Here is a 17,260-nt window from a genome sequence, read left to right as displayed (position 1 = left end):
TCGGGAGTTCGGTCTTTCGCGTCGGCGGTGGTCACAGACTCACCAGATTCTGTCGGAGCTTGATCGTGGCGGTCATCAGCGCGGTGGCGGTCATGATGACGAAGACGATCTGGACGTGCTGGACGACGACGCGGTCGAGACCGGCGACGGTGGCGATATCGACGGCGGGGACGAGCGTGGCGAACGCGAGGACCGGTAGCAGGTGGCGGAGCAGCGAGTCGATCATGGTGCCCTGGACCATCGCGGCGGCGGTCTGTTTGCGGCCGAACCAGAAGCCGTAGCCGGCGAAGGCGAGCGCGCCGACGCCCTGGAGCGCGAGCAAGGGCCGCCGGAGACCGAAGCGGGCGATCCCGAAGACGACGGCGGCGACGACGGCGACGAAGGCGACTTCGATGAAGCGGCGGCCCGGGAACGCGCCGTCGGCGCCGGTCGTCGAGAGCGCGGCGTTGAAGTAGATCTCCCGGACCGACAGCGCGAGCAGGAGGACGACGGCGAGCACGAGCCCGGTCTTGTACGGGGTGCGGATCGAGGAGACGATCTCGAGGATACCGACGACGCCGTAGAGGGCGGCGACGGCCCCGACGTACAGCAGGTACTCCCAGAGGACGCGCTGGGCGTCGACGCCGGTGGCGCGCATGTTGAGGTAGGCGTAGGCGCCGAAGCGTGCGGCGATGACCGTCAGGAGGACGAGGCCGATGAAGACGATGAAGGTCAGGTTGGGGTTGTCGGCGACGAGATAGAGCCCGAGCTCCACCTCACCGGCCATCGACGTCGACTCCCCGGAGTTCCCGCCGGAACCCCGTGACCGTCTCGTATCTGGCGAGTTTCCCCGTCGCGGTCGCCTTGCGGACGACCCGGTCGAGGTCGCCAGGGAGGTCGGATTCGACCTCGCTCGGCACCGGAGCGCGGTCGGAGCACACCCCCGCGCGTACCTCCTCGACGGTGCCGTGGTAAGGGGGCTCGCCGGTCACCAGCCGATAGAGCAGGACGCCGAGCCCGTACACGTCGGTGGCGCGGTCGATCTCCCCGAATCGGCCGGAGTAGTGCTCCGGGGCGGCGAATCTGGGGTCGATCACGTTCGCGAGTCCGCGGTGGTCGGCGTAGACGCGGGCGAGACCGAAGTCGGTGACTCGGGGGCGCTGGCGCTCGCGCTCGGTGAAGGTCGCGCCGGGATAGGCGACGGTCGCGGGGTCGAGCGCGCCGTGGACGACGCCGCGCTGGTGGACGTGGGCGACGGCGTCGGCGATCTCGGCGGCGTTCGCGACGGCCTCGCGAGCGTCGAGGGGCCCGTCTTCGCGGTCTGCGAGGGCGGTCCCGGTGTGTTCGAGCGCGGCCCACGGTCGCGGGCGCAGCCCCCAGTCGTGGACCGTCAGCACCAGCTCGTGGCCGTCGGCGCCCGCCCAGGCGTCGAGGGCGTCACGGAGCGCGCCGGCGAACGCCGCTCGGTCGTCGTCGGGCATCCGAAAGACGGTCAGCGAGAGCGGGGCCTCCTCGTCACCGACGCTTCCGACGGCCTGGTAGCTGTCGCCGAATCGGCCCCGTTCACGGTCCGAGTGGACGGTCAGGTCGTCGAACCGGCTCCGGTCGATCACCGTCGAGAGCCGGCGCGTGACGAGCGCCAGTCGGCCGCGCGTCAGCGCCCGCCGCCCGTCGTCCGCGTCGTCGCCGTCCGGTTCGCCCCGGTCGCCTTCGGCGTCGTCGCTCTCCGCTCCGTCGGCACCCCCTCCCTCGGCGAGCGTCGACGGGTCGAAGTCGGCGCCGGGCGAGCGATCCGTGTAGACGCGCTGGCCGTCGCCCCCGCCGCCTCCACCACCCGCGACACGCGCTCGGCCGGCGCCGCGGTCGCCCGAAGCGGACGGGCGGTACTCGCTGCGGGCGAACCCGGCACCGGACTGATAGAGGTGCTGTCGGGCGCGCAGCTCCCGCTGCTCGTCCAGATCCGTGACCACCTCGTCGACCGCCTTCGGCCGGCGAGCGGCGAGGTAGTCCAGCGCGTGGGGTATCTCGACGGGCGGCTCGTCGTCCAGGCGGTCGACCAGCCGCCGGACCACCGGGTCGAGCAGATCCGCGTCGGCCTCGACGGCGAGACAGAGCGCGAGCGTCGCGCGCAACCGCTCGGCGCGGTCGTCGCCGTCGAGCGCGCCGAGCACCTGCGGCAGCCGCTCGTCGCCCCGCTCGGGGTCGGCGAGAACGGCCAGCACCGGGCCACGGCTGCCGTCGCGGCCGTCGTCGCCGGTCTCCGCTCCATCGCCGCCGCTGCCGTCGGCCGCCGTCCCGCCTCGATCGCCCGTCGTGGTGTCTTCTGACATCGTGGTCGGTAGCCGCGTCGGAGCGCGGCTCGTACTCCGCATATTTCTCGAGTCATCGACCAAGACTGTTTGGGTCGCGGAGGTATCGACCGTCCCGGTTCGCCGGGAAGCTTAACCCCGAGCCGTGCTACGCCGGTGATATGCCCGTTCAGACAGGCGCTCGCCGAGGAGTCGGCGGCGTCGAGCTGGCGCCGCGGCCGGAGCGGCGGTGGTCCCCGTGCTGACGAAAGCCATCGAGTCCGTGAAGGTCTTCGCCGAGAACAACCCCTCGCTGGCCGACATCGCGCGCGGTCGGCGGCGACGGTTCGACGACGTCGAATGTGTCCTTCCCTCCCGCGTCGCCACGACGGAGTCGCTGTCGGCCACCGTCTCGGTCTGGGACGAGTACCTCCGCGCCCTTCCGGACTACGACGGCACGCTCGCCGTCGACAGCACCGACCCCGAAGCGGTCCACCCCGAGGAGGTCGACTTCGGCCTGACCGACGGGGCCGTGACCGAACTGTCGGGGGTCGCCTTCGAGACGCCCGGCGTCCAGTACCTGACGCTCACCGACGAGTCGGGCACTCGCTTCGTGAGCAACCCCGTCCAGGTGTTCGAGTCCGCGCCCGACGAGCGGCTGTTCTGGGGCGATATCCACCTCCACTCGCAGTTCTCCGACGGCGCAGGGTCGATGAGCAAGGGCTTTCGCTTCGGGCGCGACGTGATGGATCTCGACGTGGTGGCCTACACCGACCACGACACGATGGGCTTTTTTATCCCGCCCAAGCTCCAGCGCCGCCGGATGCACAACGGCCACTTCGAGGGCATGAAGACCGTCACGAAGCACTTCCACGACCCCGGGGAGTTCGTGACCCTGTTCGGCTACGAGTGGACGAAACAGCCCAACGTGGGCGGTCACATCAACGTCTACTTCGAGGGGGTCGAGGAGGCCGAGCTGTTCGACTCGCTCGACGTCGACACCAACCGCTACGAGAAACTGTTCCGTCGGCTGACCGAGTGGCGCGAGGAGACCGGCAACGAGGTGCTCGCGATCCCCCACCACCCCGCCGAGGCGATGTACCCGCTCGACTTCTCGGCGATGGAGTACGACGACGAGATCGCGCCGCTGGTCGAGGTGTACTCCCAGTGGGGCTCCAGCGAACAGCCGGGCGAAGCGGGCAACCCCAAGCCCGTCCGGATGGGACAGGGCGAGATGGGCGAGCCCGGCCACTACGTCCAGGACGCCCACGAACTCGGCTATCGCGTCGGCATGATGGGGTCGTCGGACTTCCACGCGCCGCGACCGGGCCGCTCGCACATCCACCTGCCGCCGCATCTCCCCTCCCTGTCGGACCTCTGGGAGGACGGGATCGGCTGGGGTCACATCTGGCGGATCTGGGACGAGGGGTCGTATCCGGGCGGGCTGACGGGCTTCTACGCCGAGGACCTGACCCGCGAGTCGATCTTCGAGAGCCTGCGGTCGCGGCGGGTGTACGCGACGAGCCAACCCCATCGGATCCTCGCCGAATTCGCCGTCGACGGGACCGCCGTCGGCGAGGACGACAGCGCAGTGGTCGCCGACGGCGAGCGGACCGTCGAGTGGCTCGTGGCCGGGACCGCCCCGATCGAGCGGGTGACCGTCGTCAAGAACAACGCCGACTGGCACGTCGTGGGCGGAACGACCGACGAGACGGCCGACCTAGGTGCCTACACCGAGGCCGGTGAGGTCACCGACGACGAGCCCGTGACGGGGATGACGTGGGACGACGGGAGACTGAGCGCTTCCGGCCCGTCGGTCGCCGACGCTCCGGACGGCGACGAACGCGGTAGCGACGCCGACGTGTACTACCTCCGCGTCGAGCAGGCCGACGACGGGATGGCCTGGGCGGGTCCGGTCTGGGTCGAGCCCGAGGCCTGAACCGGTCGGTCGAACGGGGACCCAGGCCGATCCGGTCTGGGCCGAGCCCGAGTCGAGGGCGATCGACCGGCGACACTCGCCGGTATCGTCGGGGCTCGGCTATCACCGCTGAGAATCGCGCACGAACGCTTTACAGGGAGTGTCTCGCTGTACCGCACGATGACATCGGATGTCCCTTCTCTCCTGCCCGGGGTGATCAGGCGTTCGTACGCCGCTCGCCTCGGTGCGGCGCTGGCGGTGGCGGTCGTGGTGATGGTCGGCTTCGGGGCCGTCATCAGCACGCAGGCCTCTGCGACGCTGCAGGACGACGTCGAAAACGACTTGCGAACGCTCTCGGAGACGCGGACGGCCGAGCTGGACTCCTGGCTCGAGAGCGTCCAGCGGGAAGCCGTGCTCACGTCCCAGCTGGAAGCCGTTCGGTCGGGTGACGGCGAGGCGGTCGACGGAGCGCTGACCGACCAGTTCGAGTCGGGGGCCGTCCCACCGGACGTGGTGGCGATCCACTACCTCGACACGGAGTCGATGGTGTTCACTCAGAGCACGGACGACGACTTCGAAGGGCTGAGCCCGGCCGAACAGGGTGCACCCTTCGCGACCGATCCGCCGCAGTTCGACGACCCCGGCGACACCTACGTGACGGAACCGTTCTCGGTCCCGGTGGTCGATCACCCGATCGTCGCCGTCGTCACGCCCGTTCCGGGCGTCGAGAACCGCGCGCTCGTGTTCATGACCGACCTCGCAGCGCGGTCGTCGTCGTTCGCGGACTCGCGCGACGACACCTCGACGGTCGTCGTCAACGGCGACGGACGGTACGTCGCCCACCCCAACGCGAGCAGGATCCTCACCGACCACGAGGGCCACGCGGTGAACGCGTCGGCCGGCGCGACGGCGTTCATGGACATGGGCGACCGGCTCATGGCCAGCACGGGGATGGAGACCAGAGACTGGGTCGTCATGATCCACTCGCCGAAGGAGGCGGCCTACGCGCTGGGCTCGCAGATCAACTCCGACCTGGTGGGACTGGTCCTGCTCGCGATCATCAACCTCGGACTGGTCGGCGTCACCATCGGGAGCAACACGATCGTCTCGCTGCGGCGGGTGTCCGAGCGGGCGGAGTCGATGGCCGACGGCGACCTGGAAGTCGACCTCGCGACGACTCGCGAGGACGAGATCGGCGCGCTCTACCGCTCGTTCCAGGACATGCGCGACTCCATCCGCGAGCAGATCGCCGAGACCGACGAGGCTCGCGCCGAAGCCGAGGAGGCGCGCGCGGAGGCCGAGGAGGCCAAAGAGCGCGCCGAGCGCGAGGCCGCGGAGATGGAGTCGATGACGACCCACCTGGAAGCCAAGGCGACCGAGTACGGCGACGTGCTCTCCGAGGCGGCCGACGGCGACCTCACCCGCCGGGTCGACCCCGACAGCGACAACGCCTCGATGGCGGCGGTCGGCGAGAGCATCAACGAGACGCTCGACGCGCTGGAGGAGACCATCGCGCGGATGAAGTCCTTCGCCGGCGACGTGTCGGCCGCGAGCGAACAGGTCGGGACCAACGCCGAGCGGGTCGACCAGGCGAGCGATCAGGTGACCGCCTCGATCTCGGAGATCTTCGACGGGACGACCGAGCAGTCCGAGCGCCTGGAGGCCGCCGCCGGCGAGATGGAGAACCTCTCGGCGACCGCTCAGCAGGTCGCCTCTTCGGCCCAGGAGGTCGCGACGACCTCCCAGCGAGCCGCCGAGGTCGGCGAGGAGGGCCGCGAGGCCGCCCAGCGCGCCATCGAGGAGATGGGCGCGATCGACGCCGAGACCGAGGAGACGGTCGCGGCGATCAACGACCTGGACGACGAACTCGACGAGATCGGCCAGATCGTGAGCGTCATCACCGAGATCGTCGAGCAGACGAACATGCTGGCGCTGAACGCGAGCATCGAGGCTGCCCACGCCGACGGCGACGGAGCCGGCTTCGCCGTCGTCGCCGACGAGATCAAGGGCCTCGCCGAGGAGACCAAGGAGGCCGCCGGCGACATCGAGTCACGGATCGACGGCATCCAGGCACAGGCCGGCGAGACGGTCGACCGGATGGAGTCGACCAGCGAGCGAGTCACCGACGGCGTCGGGACGGTCGAGGACGCCGTCGACGCCCTGGAGACGATCGTCGAGCACACCGAGGAGGTCGACACCGGCATCCAGGAGATCGACGACGCGACCGAGGAGCAGGCCCGGACCGCCCAGGAGGTGATGGGCACCATCGACGAGCTGACGGCGATCAGCCAGCAGACGGCGACGGAGGCTGACACGGTCGCCGGGGCGGCCGACGACCAGTCCCAGTCGATCGACCGGGTCGCGACCTCCGCGCGTGACCTCCGCCAGCGGGCCGAGGAACTGACGACGGCGCTGTCGCGCTTCGAGACGCGAACCGGCGCCGAGAACGCCGGACCGGCCGCGACCGCGGCCACGGACGACTGACCATGTTCGGACTCACAACCTGGTTCACCATCGGCACGCTCGGAATGGTCGTCGGGACCGCGATGCTGGCCTACGGCATCCTGCTGGTCCCGACGGAACGACGGCGACAGCTCGCGCTGGCGGCACTCGTGCCCGCGATCGCGGCGGTCGCCTACGGCCTCATGGCGCTCGGGATCGGCGGGCTCGCGACCGCCGACGGCGGGACGGTCTTCGTCCCGCGCTACGTCGACTGGCTGCTGACGACGCCGATCCACGTCGCGCTCGTCGCGCTGATCGTGGGGGCGTCGACGCGCGCTATCGCCCGTCTCGCCGCGCTGCAGGCGGCGACCATCGTCCTCGGCTTCGTCGGCGCGACGCTCGCCGCCCCGCTGAACTGGCTGCTCTATCTCGCCGGCAGCGCGGGGTTCGCCGCCGTCGTCTACCTCCTGTACACGGAGATAGAGGCGGTAGCCGACGACGAACCCGACGACGTGGCAGCGTTGTTCCGGAAACTCCGTGCGTTCGTCGTCGTCCTCTGGCTGGTCTACCCGGTCATCTGGCTCGTCGGCCCCGCGGGGTTCGAGGTCATGGACCTCGAGACCACCGCGCTGGTCGTCACGTACATCGACGTTGTCGCGAAGGTCGGCTTCGGCCTCATCGCGATCAACGACTTCGTCAAGATGGCCGCCGCGACCGACGAGACCGCCGACGTCGACGCCGTCGGCGGTGACGCCCAGGTCGCGGACTGACGGCGACACGCGGTTTTCGGACTCGAAGCCGACGGCGTGGAGCGACAGCGCAGCCGCTCGTGCGTCGAGCGCGCGGAGAACGGAGGACGGCGCGAGGCCGTCAGTTACGGACGAGCGGGGTCACTGCGGCGCGGCGCCGGTCAGTGGATGCCCATCGCTTCGATCTGTTCTTGATACCGGTTCCGGATCGTGACCTCCGTCACCTGCGCCACGTCGGCGACCTCGCGCTGTGTCTTCTTCTCGTTGCACAGCAGCGAGGCGGCGTAGATCGCGGCGGCGGCGTACCCCGTCGGGGACTTGCCCGAGAGCAGCCCCTTCTCGGCTGTCACGTCGATGATCTCGTTGGCCTTCGCCTGGACCTCCTCGGAGAGTTCCAGCTCGGAGACGAACCGGGGGACGTACTGCTTGGGGTCGACCGGCTCCATCTTGAGGCTGAGCTCCTGGGCGACGTAGCGGTAGGTGCGCCCGATCTCCTTCTGCTCGACGCGGGAGACCTCAGAGACCTCCTCCAGCGAGCGGGGGATGTCCTCCTGTCGGCAGGCGGCGTACAGACAGGCGGTGGCGACGCCCTCGATGGAGCGGCCGCGGATGAGGTCCTCGTCGAGCGCGCGTCGGTAGATGACCGAGGCGACCTCCCGTACGGAGCGGGGGACGCCCAGCGCCGAGGCCATGCGGTCGATCTCCGACAGCGCGAACTGCAGGTTGCGCTCGCCGGCGTCTTTCGTCCGGATGCGCTCCTGCCACTTCCGGAGTCGATGCATCTGACTGCGCTTTTCCGACGACAGGGAGCGACCGTAGGCGTCCTTGTCCTTCCAGTCGATCTGGGTGGTCAGCCCCTTGTCGTGCATGGTCTGGGTCGTCGGCGCGCCGACCCGCGATTTCTCCTGTCGCTCGCTGTGATTGAACGCCCGCCACTCCGGTCCGCGGTCGATGTTACCCTCGTCGATGATCAGCCCGCAGTCCTCACAGACGATCTCACCGCCGTCGGCGCTCGTCACGAGCGCGGACGACTCGCATTCCGGACACTGCTGCTGTTCGGCCTGCTCGTCCGTTTGTTCCTCCTGTTTTTCCTCGGACTCCACGCGCTCGCGCTGGCGGCTCGGCCGTTCCATTGTTCTTATATAGACAAATTTTGGGGACATATAAACCCTTCGGCCGTTTTTCGTCGCATGTCAGAGGACAGAAGACCCGATATCGCACATATTCGGGACCTGGGTGGTCGAACGCGGCGCGTCTGTGAGATCGATCGGGAGAGAGACACGCGTCTGACACGCGGCTGACGGCGGGGGTCACCGGCCACGGGGTCGCGGTCCCGTCGGCCGTTCGAACGAGCGAGCGACCGACGAGGCCCCCGTCTGCGGTCGGCTCGCGGTCGTTCCCGTCGCCGTCGCGACCGGGCGGGTCGGGAGCCTCGGTCCCTTCGAGCTTCGAGGGACGACGGGGGAACAACGCTTAATCGGGTCGGCACTCGCATGGGATGTATGGACGTAGCCGTACTGGGCGCGGGCGCGACGGGGCGCGGGATCGCGCAGTGCTGCGCGGCGGCGGGCCACGCCGTGACCCTCCACGACGACGACGCCAACGTCGTTATGGACGGGATCGACGCCGTCCAAGCGGGCCTCGACGACGCCGCCGCCGCGGGCGAACTCGACGCCGACGCGCGCGAGTCGGCCGTCGACAGCATCGAAGCGACCACCGGACTGGACGGCGCGGTCGCCGACGCCGACATCGTGATCGAGACGACCGACGCCGACCGCGAGGCGCGGCGAGCGCTGTTCGCCGACGTCGAGGAAGCGGTCGACGAGGGGACGCTCGTCGCCACCAGCGGCTCGGCGGTGTCGGTGACGGCGGTCGCGGCCGGCCTCAGAAACCCCGGCCGCGCCGTCGGCCTGCAGTTCGTCGACCCGCCGGCGGCCCCGCTGGTCGAGGTGGTCGTCGCCGAGCAGACGGCCGAACCCACCCGTGATGCCGCCGTCTCGTTCGTCGACGGACTGAACCGGGAGTCGATCGTCGTCCGGGACACACCCGGGGCCGCGGCGACGCGGCTCGGGCTCGCGCTGGCCGCCGAAGCCGTGACGATGGTCGACGAGCGCGCCGCCGGCGTCGCGGCCATCGACCGGGCGACGACCGCCGGTCACGACCACCCCGTCGGCCCGCTCGCCGCCGCCGACGAACGCGGGCTCGACGCGACGCTCGAAGCGCTCGAACACCTCCGGAGCGCGCTCGGCGAGCGGTTCGCGCCGCCGCCGGTCCTCCGCGAGAAAGTCGAGGCCGGCGATCTGGGCCGCAAGACCGGCGAGGGGTTCTACGTCTGGGAGGGCGACGACCCCGTCGAGCCGAGCGAGCCCGACCCGACGCCGGAGCTGCGCGCCGAGAGCCCGGTCGACCCCGACGACCAGCCCGCACCGGGCGGGGCCGACGGCGGCGAGCCGAGCGGTGGCGAACCGGACGGCAGCGGGGCGGGCGGCGAGGGACCGGAAGACGGCCCCGGCAACGAGTTCGACGACTTCGGCGGTCCCGTCGGACCCGGTGACGGATGAGCGGCCGTCGCGGTCGGAGCGACGACGGAAGCGGGCGCGGCGATCGCGTCCCCGACTTCGAGGACGACGGGGACGACCCCGACATGGGCGATCTGTTCGACGAACTCGCCGAGCTGGAGGAGACCGTCGACTCCGAGGCCGAGCGCGAGCAGGTCCGCGAGACGATGCGGACGGCGATGGAGGTCCAGGAGACGCCCGTGTTCGGCCGCGTCGCCTTCGGGTTCGACCGCTCGGACGCCGCCGAGGCGCTGCTTGGCGCGCTGCTCTTCGGCATCCCCATGTTCGTCGAGGGCGGCACCTACGACGTGGCGGTGTTCCTCAGCGACCGGCCGCTGTACTTCCTGCTGACGAACGCGCTGACGCTCGCGCTCGTCGCCGGCATCCTCTACGTCGCCGACTTCCAGGACGTGCGCGTCTACCAGCCGATCTTCGGGATCCTCCCGCGGAAGTTCCTGGGCGTACTCACCATCCCGCTCGTGACCGCCGTCGTCGTCATGACCGTCTGGGGCGTGCTCGACTGGACCGACCCCTGGATCGCGGTCTGCCAGCTCTCCGTCGCGCTCGTGCCGATGGCCATCGGCGCCGCGCTCGGCGACCTGCTGCCGGGGTGATGGCGATGGACCGTCAGGGTTCGATCCGCGGCCGCTCCTCAGTGCTCGACGAACTCGATCAAGACGCCGCCAGTCGACTCGGGGTGGAGAAAGGCCACCTCGTGGCCCCACGCGCCCGGCCGGGGCTGCTCGTCGACGAGGTCGACGCCGGCCGCGCGGGCGCGGTCGAGCGCGTCGCCGATGTCGTCCGTTCGCAGCGCGAGGTGGTGGATCCCGGCGCCGCGGCCCTCGAGGAAGTTCGGGATCGGCCCCTCCGCGTCGGCCGTCGGTTCGAGCAGTTCGAAGTAGCCGTTGCCCAGGTCGAGGAAGGCGACTCGGAGGTCACCGAACTGTTCTTCGTGAGCGACCGAGGCGTTCAAAATCGCTTCGTACCGATCGATGAGCGCATCGCGGTCGTCGGTCGCGATACCCGCGTGGTCGAACTCCATACGGTGTCTTGGCCCGTTCGCGGCTTAATCCCGGCGTCGCTCGTTCTGACGATGTTCGGTTCGAATCGTGGGTTGAGTAGTCGGTTCTGGTCGATTTAGTGTAGGACGAGATCGAGTGAACGCGACCGCTGGAGACAACAAACGTTGAACGCCCTCGACCCGCTCGCTAGCTGGAGCCGGTATCGCGCTCGACGGCAGGCGATGAACGCCCTCGACCCGCTCGCGGTCGCTGAGACGGGATATCCGCGCTCTCGGCACCGCCCGCTCACGGCACAGCCGTTCGCTTCGAAGCGCTGCGCGCCTCGCACCGCGCGGATAGTGCCCGCTCAGACGACTAAACTGCACGCGAGCGCGTCTCGCCCTTTCAGTCCACCAGGACAGCAGCCGCCCCGCACAGCACCGCAGACGGCCACGAGCCTCCCCAGCCGATTCGCTCCTGTCGTCGCTCATCCCTCGCGCGACTGTTTCGAGCGGCCCGCCACGAGGCGGGCACGCTCGACAGCACGCGCCAGCCGCACCTCCACCTGCAACAGCTCTCACTCGGATGGAGTGCGCTCCTTTGGCAACGAACCGACCGTGCGAACGAGTCGAGTATCGCCCACTTACATCGCGGCGCCGGGCTGGTACTCCCCGAACTCCTCGCGCAGCGCGTCGCAGATCTCGCCGGTCGTCGCGTAGGTCTTGACGGCGTCGACGATGTACGGCACGAGATTCTCCTCGCCCGCGGCGGCCTCGGAAAGCGCCGCCAGCGCCGCCTCCACCGCCTCGTCGTCGCGCTCCGCCCGCACCGACTCCAGCCGCTCGATCTGGGCCCGTTCCTGCTCCTCGGAGACCTCCTCGATGTCGGGGTCCTGAGCGTCCTCCTCGACGGTGTACTCGTTGACGCCGACGATGACCCGCTCCCCGCTCTCGATTTCCTCCTGGCGGTCGTAGGCCACGTCCTGGATCTGCCGTTGCACCCAGCCGCCCTCGATGGCCCGGCCCATCCCGCCGCGGGTGTCGACCTCGTCGATGATCTCACGAGCCTCGGCTTCGATGTCGTCGGTCAGGCTCTCGACGTAGTAGCTCCCGCCGAGCGGGTCGATGGTGTCGGCGGCGCCGGACTCGTGAGCGAGGATCTGCTGGGTCCGCAAGGCGGTCCGCACTGACTGCTCGGTGGGCAGGGAGAGGGCCTCGTCCTTGCCGTTGGTGTGGAGGCTCTGGGTCCCACCGAGGACGGCCGCGAGCGCCTGGTAGGCCACGCGGACGACGTTGTTCTCGATCTGCTGGGCGGTCAGCGTCGACCCCGCGGTCTGGGTGTGGAACTTCAGCTGTTTCGACGCGTCGGCCTCGGCGCCGAACCGCTCCTCCATGATGCGTTTCCACATCCGCCGGGCCGCGCGGAACTTCGCGACCTCTTCGAGGATGTTGTTGTAGGAGGCGAAAAAGAAGGACAGCTGCGGGGCGAAGTCGTCGACGTCGAGCCCGGCGTCCTGGGCCGCCTCGACGTACTCGATGCCGTCGGCGAGGGTGAAGGCGATCTCCTGGGCCGCCGTCGAACCCGCTTCGCGGATGTGATACCCCGAGATGGAGATGGTGTTGAAGTTGGGCACCTCCGCGGCGCAGTACTCGAAGATGTCGGTGATGATCCGCATCGACGGCTCCGGCGGGAAGATGTAGGTGTTGCGGGCGATGTACTCCTTGAGCACGTCGTTCTGGATGGTCCCCCGCAACTCCTCGCGGGGGACGCCCTGCTGGTCGCCGATGGCGATGTACATCGCGAGCAGCACGCTCGCGGGAGCGTTGATCGTCATCGACGTGCTCACCTCGTCGAGCGGGATGCCGTCGAAGACCGTCTCCATGTCCCGCAGCGAGTCGATGGCGACGCCGGCTTTCCCGACCTCGCCGGCGGCCATCCCGGCGTCGGAGTCGTATCCCATCTGCGTGGGGAGGTCGAAGGCCATCGAGAGGCCGGTCTGGCCCTCGTCCATGAGGTAGTGGAACCGTTCGTTGGTCTCGGTCGCGGTGCCCATCCCGGCGTACTGGCGCATCGTCCACAGCCGGCCGCGGTACATCGTCGAGTAGACGCCGCGTGTGTACGGTTCCTCGCCGGGGAAACCCAGATCGTCCTCGTAGTCCAGGTCGGCCACGTCGGCGGGCGTGTACAGCGGGTCGACCGCCTGGCCGCCGGTGTCGGTCTCGAAGGTCTCCTCGCGCTCGCCGAAGCGGTCGACGGTGGGCCCCCGGGTCTCGGCTTCCCACTCCTCGCGACCCTCGCGGATGGCCGCGAGGTCGTCGTCGTCGAACATACCCGAGGGTTCGTCCGGCGGCCCCTTAGCCGTTGGCGAGCGACCGCGCGCTCGTGATCGGTTCGATGTGCTAGTCGAGTAGTGGTTTCTGGTGGATGGGTTGTGAAAGGAAGTCGATCGACAGCGACCGCACTCGACAACAGGCGGTGAAAGCCCTCGGCGCGCTCGCGGTCGCTGACCGGGATATCCGCGCTCGGACAACCGCACCGCGACGCACTCGCGCGGATAGTGCCCGCTCAGGCGACTGAATCGAACGCGGGCGCGCCTCGCCCGTTCAGTCCGCCGGAAGACTCACTGCGTTCGTCTTCCGAGCCTCGGCTCACTCCGTTCGCCGAGACGCCAGGGACCGCAACCGCACAGCACCGCCACCGTACCGCGCCAGCGATCGCCACCGTACCGCGCCAGCGATCGCCACCGTACCGCGCCAGCGACCGCCACCGTACCGCGCCAGCGATCGCCACCGTACCGCGCCAGCGACCGCAGACAACCACGAGCCTCCCCAGCCGATTCGCTCCTGTCGTCGCTCATCCCTCGCGCGGTGCCGTCGCGCGCATGAAAGCGCGCGACAGCACGCGCCGACCGCACCGCTACGTACCTGTCCTGTACTGACCGCGACCGTCGACGAGCGTCCGGGTCGTCGGCGTCGTGGCGGTCGGTTTAACCGCGCTCAGTTCGTCGATTCGGCCATGACGCCCGAGGAACTCCGCGCGGACATGCCCGCGCTCGACGAAGCGGTCTACCTCAACACCGGCGCCGGCAGCCCGAGCCCGCGCCGCGTCGTCGAGGCCGTCCAGTCGGAAGCGGCCTACCACGAGTTCGAGGCGCCGACGGACGCCGGCACGTACGGCGCGCTGTTCGAGGCGCTCGACGAGACCCGGGAGACGGTCGCCGCCCACGTCGGCACCGAGCCCGAGGACGTGGCGCTCACCCAGAGCACCGCCGACGGCATCGCCCGCATCGCCGGCGCGATGGAGTGGGAGCCCGGCGACGTCGTCGTCCGCACCGACCAGGAACACCCCGCCGGGATCCTCCCCTGGCAACACCTCCGGGAGACCCGCGACGTGGAGGTCCGCGTCGTCGAGGCCGCGGGCGGCCACGTCGACCGCGAGGCGTGGCGCGAAGCCGTCGACGGCGCGACGCTCGCCGTGTTCAGTTCGCTGTGCTGGACCGACGGCTGCCGGCTCCCCACGACCGAACTCACCGAGATCGCCCAGGACGCCGGCGCTCGCGTCCTCGTCGACGCCGTCCAGTCCGTGGGCCAGCGACCGGTCGATTTCGAGGCGTGGGGCGCCGACGCCGTCGCCGCCGCCGGCCACAAGTGGCTGCTCGGCCCGACCGGCACCGGCTTCCTCTACGTCGACGACGCGTTCGCCCGGACGCTCGACCCGGCGGGGGTCGGCTACAAAGGCGTCGAGGACCCCTCCGCCGACCCCTGTGAGCTGAAACCCAACGCACAGCGCCTGGAGGTCGGCAGCGTCTCGCCCGTCCCCTACGCCGGCCTCCGCGAAGGCATCGCCACGATCGAGGAGCTCGGATTCGATACCGTGACCGACCGCGTCGAGCGCCTGACCGGCCGGCTCAAAGCGGGGCTGGGCGACCGTCTCGTCTCGCCCCCGGCGTACGAGTCCGGGCTCGTCTCGTTCGCGGCCGACGACCCCGAAGCGACCGCCGAGCGGCTCGACGATGCGGGAATCCGCGTGCGCGACATCCCGCTGACGGGCACCGTTCGCGTCTCCGTCCACGTCTTCAACACCGCCGACGATATCGACGTGCTGCTCGACGCGCTCTGAGTCGGGCGGGGCAACAACCGGCTACTCAGGCGGGACAGCAATCGGGGAAATCCGCGATCACGCCGTCGGCACCGGTCGCGCGCAGCCGGTCGGTCTCCCCGGGCGCGGTGACGGTCCAGGCGTTGACTTCCATCCCGGCGCCGTGGGCGCGATCGACGAGTCCGGTGTTACAAGCGTTCAGGTTCGGATGCACGAACGAACAGCCCAGCTGGCGCGCCCGCGAGACCAGCGCCTCGCCCTCGAACTGGACGAGCGCCGTCGGCAGCGCCTCGATCTCGGTGAGCGCACGTGGGTCGAACGACGAGACGACGGCGTCACAGCCGATCGCGGCGACCACCCGCTCGACGGCCTCGCCGGTCCCCCGCTCCTTCAACTCCGCGTGCAGCGTGGTGCCGTCGGGGACTGCCGCGACGACTTCCTCGAACGTCGGCACGCCCTGTCCCGTCCCCTCGACCGACAGCGCCGCCAGTTCCTCGGCGGTGTGGTCGGCGATCGGGCCGCTCCCGTCTGTCGTCCGGTCGACCGTCCCGTCGTGGTGGACGACGAGTTCCCCCGAGCCACACCGTCGCACGTCCACCTCGACGCCGTCGGCGCGGGCCGCCGCGGCCTCGACCGCCGCGACGGTGTTCTCGGGATTGGCGCCGGCGAACCCGCGGTGGGCGATACAGTCCATGCTCGGGCGTTCGCACCCTCCACCGGTAGACCTTGCGCCCGCCGACCTACCTTTAACGGCCACCGGTCCTTACACAGGGGTATGTCAGCCGACTTTGACTTCGGAGACAGCGTAGTGCTCGTGACCGGCGCCGGCGGGACGCTCGGCAGCGCGGTCTGCGGCGCGTTCGCCGACGCGGGCGCGACCGTCTGCGGCGCCGACCTGATCGGACCGGACGACGAGGACTTCGCTCTCGACACCGACCGCGAGCGTGTCGACTTCTACCAGGGCGATTTCACCGACGAGGACGAGGTGGCCGAGACCCTCTCGGCCGTCGTCGACGACCACGGCGGCCTCGACGCGCTCGCGAATATCGCGGGCACCTGGCGCGGCGGCACGCCGATCGACGAGACCGACGCCGACACCTTCGACTTCCTCGTGGACGTGAACCTCAAGACGATGTTCCTCGCCTCGAAACACGCCATCCCCCACCTCCGGGAGTCGGATCTCCCGGGCGAGGGCGCCATCGTCAGCGTCTCAGCCCGTTCGTCGCTGGAAGGCGGCGAGGGCGACGGCCCCTACCGCGCGTCGAAAGCCGGCGTCCGGATCCTCACCGAGACCGTCGCAGAGGAGAACCTCGGCGAGGTGCGCGCCAACGCGGTCATGCCGAGCGTCATCGACACGCCGATGAACCGCGAGATGATGCCCGACGCCGACCACGAGTCGTGGGTCGACCCCTCGGACATCGCCGAGACGATCGTGTACCTCTGTTCGGACGCTGCGAGCGTCACCAGCGGCGCGGCCGTGCCGGTGTACGGGGAAGCGTAGCGGTCGAAACCTCGACTTCGAAGCGCTAGCAGCCGCCCGCGGCCCCCGCACCGGCGCAGCTGGCCCCGGCCGCGCTCGCGCCAGCGGCCGCGGCCGCCGCACCCGTGACGACGGCAGCGTTGTCGTTCCGGCTGTAGTCGACGCACTCGCCCCACGCCACCGGCGCGATATGGTCGTCGATGTCGTCGGCTTCGAGCATCGCCTCTTCGAACGCCGCCGCGTCGAAGCCCGTCTCGGTGACGAGGCGGTCGGCCAGCTCGGGCGTCACCGCGATCCGCCGACACTCCTCGGCCTCGAACAACCCGTCCCCGTCGAAGGTGAACTGCACGTCGTAGTGCCGGACGAACACGCCCTCGAAGCCGGGTTGCATGGCCTGGATCGCCTCGCTCACCAGTTCCCAGACCAGGTCCAGGTCCGGTGACTCCACGTCTTCGCCGAGCGAGAAGCGGGCGATGGGGACGGTGATCGGTTCCTCGTCGGGCCCCTCGTTGACGACCGCCACGCCGGTCACCGCGCAGTCGTCGATGCCGTACGATTCCGGGGTAACGCGGTTCTGCAAGGCCTCGTGGGCCTCGTCTTCGCGCTCTTGCAGGTCGATTCCCTCGTCGGTGTCGTCGTCGCCGAGCAGTCGTTCCAGTAGGGAGGGCATTGCGTTCGTGCGTGTCGGACGGGCGGCACTTAGCGTCACTGGTCGTAGCCGTTTTCACGGCCACCGGTCGAAAGCGG

The 17,260-nt window shown here is 69.9% G+C and carries 14 protein-coding genes; 7 read left to right on the top strand and 7 right to left on the bottom strand.

The window, feature by feature from the left end; genetic code table 11:
- Positions 1-31 precede the first annotated feature (31 nt).
- Both I7X12_RS15470 and I7X12_RS15465 read right to left on the bottom strand, forming a co-directional pair.
- Positions 32-766: a hypothetical protein gene (locus I7X12_RS15470; protein ID WP_198060946.1), complete on the bottom strand. Its 735-nt coding sequence runs from the start codon at positions 764-766 to the stop codon at positions 32-34.
- Entirely contained in the window at positions 756-2,309 is a 1,554-nt protein-coding gene (locus I7X12_RS15465) for a protein kinase domain-containing protein (RefSeq protein ID WP_198060945.1), read from the bottom strand. Before I7X12_RS15465 ends, I7X12_RS15470 begins: the two co-directional genes overlap by 11 nt.
- 208 nt (positions 2,310-2,517) lie before the next feature.
- Between I7X12_RS15465 and I7X12_RS15460 the strand changes: the two genes are divergently transcribed.
- From I7X12_RS15460 to I7X12_RS15450, 3 genes are all read left to right on the top strand, one after another.
- Positions 2,518-4,206 carry a DUF3604 domain-containing protein gene (locus tag I7X12_RS15460; RefSeq protein WP_232342874.1) on the top strand — a complete coding sequence of 563 codons (1,689 nt, stop codon included), beginning with the start codon at positions 2,518-2,520 and terminating at the stop codon, positions 4,204-4,206.
- 252 nt (positions 4,207-4,458) lie between these two features.
- On the top strand, positions 4,459-6,669 hold the full coding sequence (locus I7X12_RS15455; RefSeq protein WP_198063889.1) for a methyl-accepting chemotaxis protein: 2,211 nt from the start codon (positions 4,459-4,461) through the stop codon (positions 6,667-6,669).
- 2 nt (positions 6,670-6,671) lie between these two features.
- Positions 6,672-7,397, top strand: a complete 726-nt coding sequence (locus I7X12_RS15450) for a bacteriorhodopsin (protein WP_198060944.1) — start codon at positions 6,672-6,674, stop codon at positions 7,395-7,397.
- A gap of 140 nt (positions 7,398-7,537) precedes the next feature.
- On the opposite strand, the gene I7X12_RS15445 is transcribed toward I7X12_RS15450, so the two are convergent.
- Complete coding sequence (locus tag I7X12_RS15445; RefSeq protein ID WP_049930379.1) at positions 7,538-8,509, bottom strand: transcription initiation factor IIB; 972 nt, start codon at positions 8,507-8,509, stop codon at positions 7,538-7,540.
- A gap of 369 nt (positions 8,510-8,878) precedes the next feature.
- Here I7X12_RS15445 and I7X12_RS15440 point away from each other — a divergent pair, with 369 nt between their 5' ends.
- Positions 8,879-9,937, top strand: coding sequence for a 3-hydroxyacyl-CoA dehydrogenase family protein (locus I7X12_RS15440; RefSeq protein ID WP_198060943.1), 1,059 nt, complete (start codon positions 8,879-8,881; stop codon positions 9,935-9,937).
- Complete coding sequence (locus I7X12_RS15435; protein WP_198060942.1) at positions 9,934-10,548, top strand: DUF2391 family protein; 615 nt, start codon at positions 9,934-9,936, stop codon at positions 10,546-10,548. The genes I7X12_RS15440 and I7X12_RS15435 overlap by 4 nt, the downstream gene beginning before the upstream one ends.
- 38 nt (positions 10,549-10,586) lie before the next feature.
- Here the strand turns inward: I7X12_RS15435 and mce are convergent, their stop codons facing one another.
- Positions 10,587-10,976 (bottom strand): methylmalonyl-CoA epimerase, encoded by a 390-nt coding sequence (mce, locus tag I7X12_RS15430; RefSeq protein ID WP_198060941.1) that lies wholly within the window; start codon positions 10,974-10,976, stop codon positions 10,587-10,589.
- Positions 10,977-11,578: 602 nt separating this feature from the next.
- Positions 11,579-13,264, bottom strand: coding sequence for an acyl-CoA mutase large subunit family protein (locus tag I7X12_RS15425; protein WP_198060940.1), 1,686 nt, complete (start codon positions 13,262-13,264; stop codon positions 11,579-11,581).
- 686 nt (positions 13,265-13,950) lie between these two features.
- Here I7X12_RS15425 and I7X12_RS15420 point away from each other — a divergent pair.
- Positions 13,951-15,054 carry an aminotransferase class V-fold PLP-dependent enzyme gene (locus I7X12_RS15420; protein WP_198060939.1) on the top strand — a complete coding sequence of 368 codons (1,104 nt, stop codon included), beginning with the start codon at positions 13,951-13,953 and terminating at the stop codon, positions 15,052-15,054.
- A gap of 25 nt (positions 15,055-15,079) precedes the next feature.
- Here the strand turns inward: I7X12_RS15420 and I7X12_RS15415 are convergent, their stop codons facing one another.
- Positions 15,080-15,727 (bottom strand): glycerophosphodiester phosphodiesterase, encoded by a 648-nt coding sequence (locus tag I7X12_RS15415; RefSeq protein WP_198060938.1) that lies wholly within the window; start codon positions 15,725-15,727, stop codon positions 15,080-15,082.
- An 81-nt stretch (positions 15,728-15,808) separates the two neighbouring features.
- Here I7X12_RS15415 and I7X12_RS15410 point away from each other — a divergent pair, with 81 nt between their 5' ends.
- Complete coding sequence (locus tag I7X12_RS15410) at positions 15,809-16,534, top strand: SDR family oxidoreductase (RefSeq protein ID WP_198060937.1); 726 nt, start codon at positions 15,809-15,811, stop codon at positions 16,532-16,534.
- 25 nt (positions 16,535-16,559) lie between these two features.
- Here the strand turns inward: I7X12_RS15410 and I7X12_RS15405 are convergent, their stop codons facing one another.
- On the bottom strand, positions 16,560-17,183 hold the full coding sequence (locus I7X12_RS15405; RefSeq protein WP_198060936.1) for a hypothetical protein: 624 nt from the start codon (positions 17,181-17,183) through the stop codon (positions 16,560-16,562).
- Positions 17,184-17,260: the final 77 nt, after the last annotated feature.

The organism is Halosimplex litoreum (assembly GCF_016065055.1).
In the GTDB taxonomy this organism is placed as follows: Archaea; Halobacteriota; Halobacteria; order Halobacteriales; family Haloarculaceae; genus Halosimplex; species Halosimplex litoreum.
The sequence above is the reverse complement of the archived record's forward strand: the minus strand, read 5'-3'. Positions and strand labels throughout refer to the sequence as shown.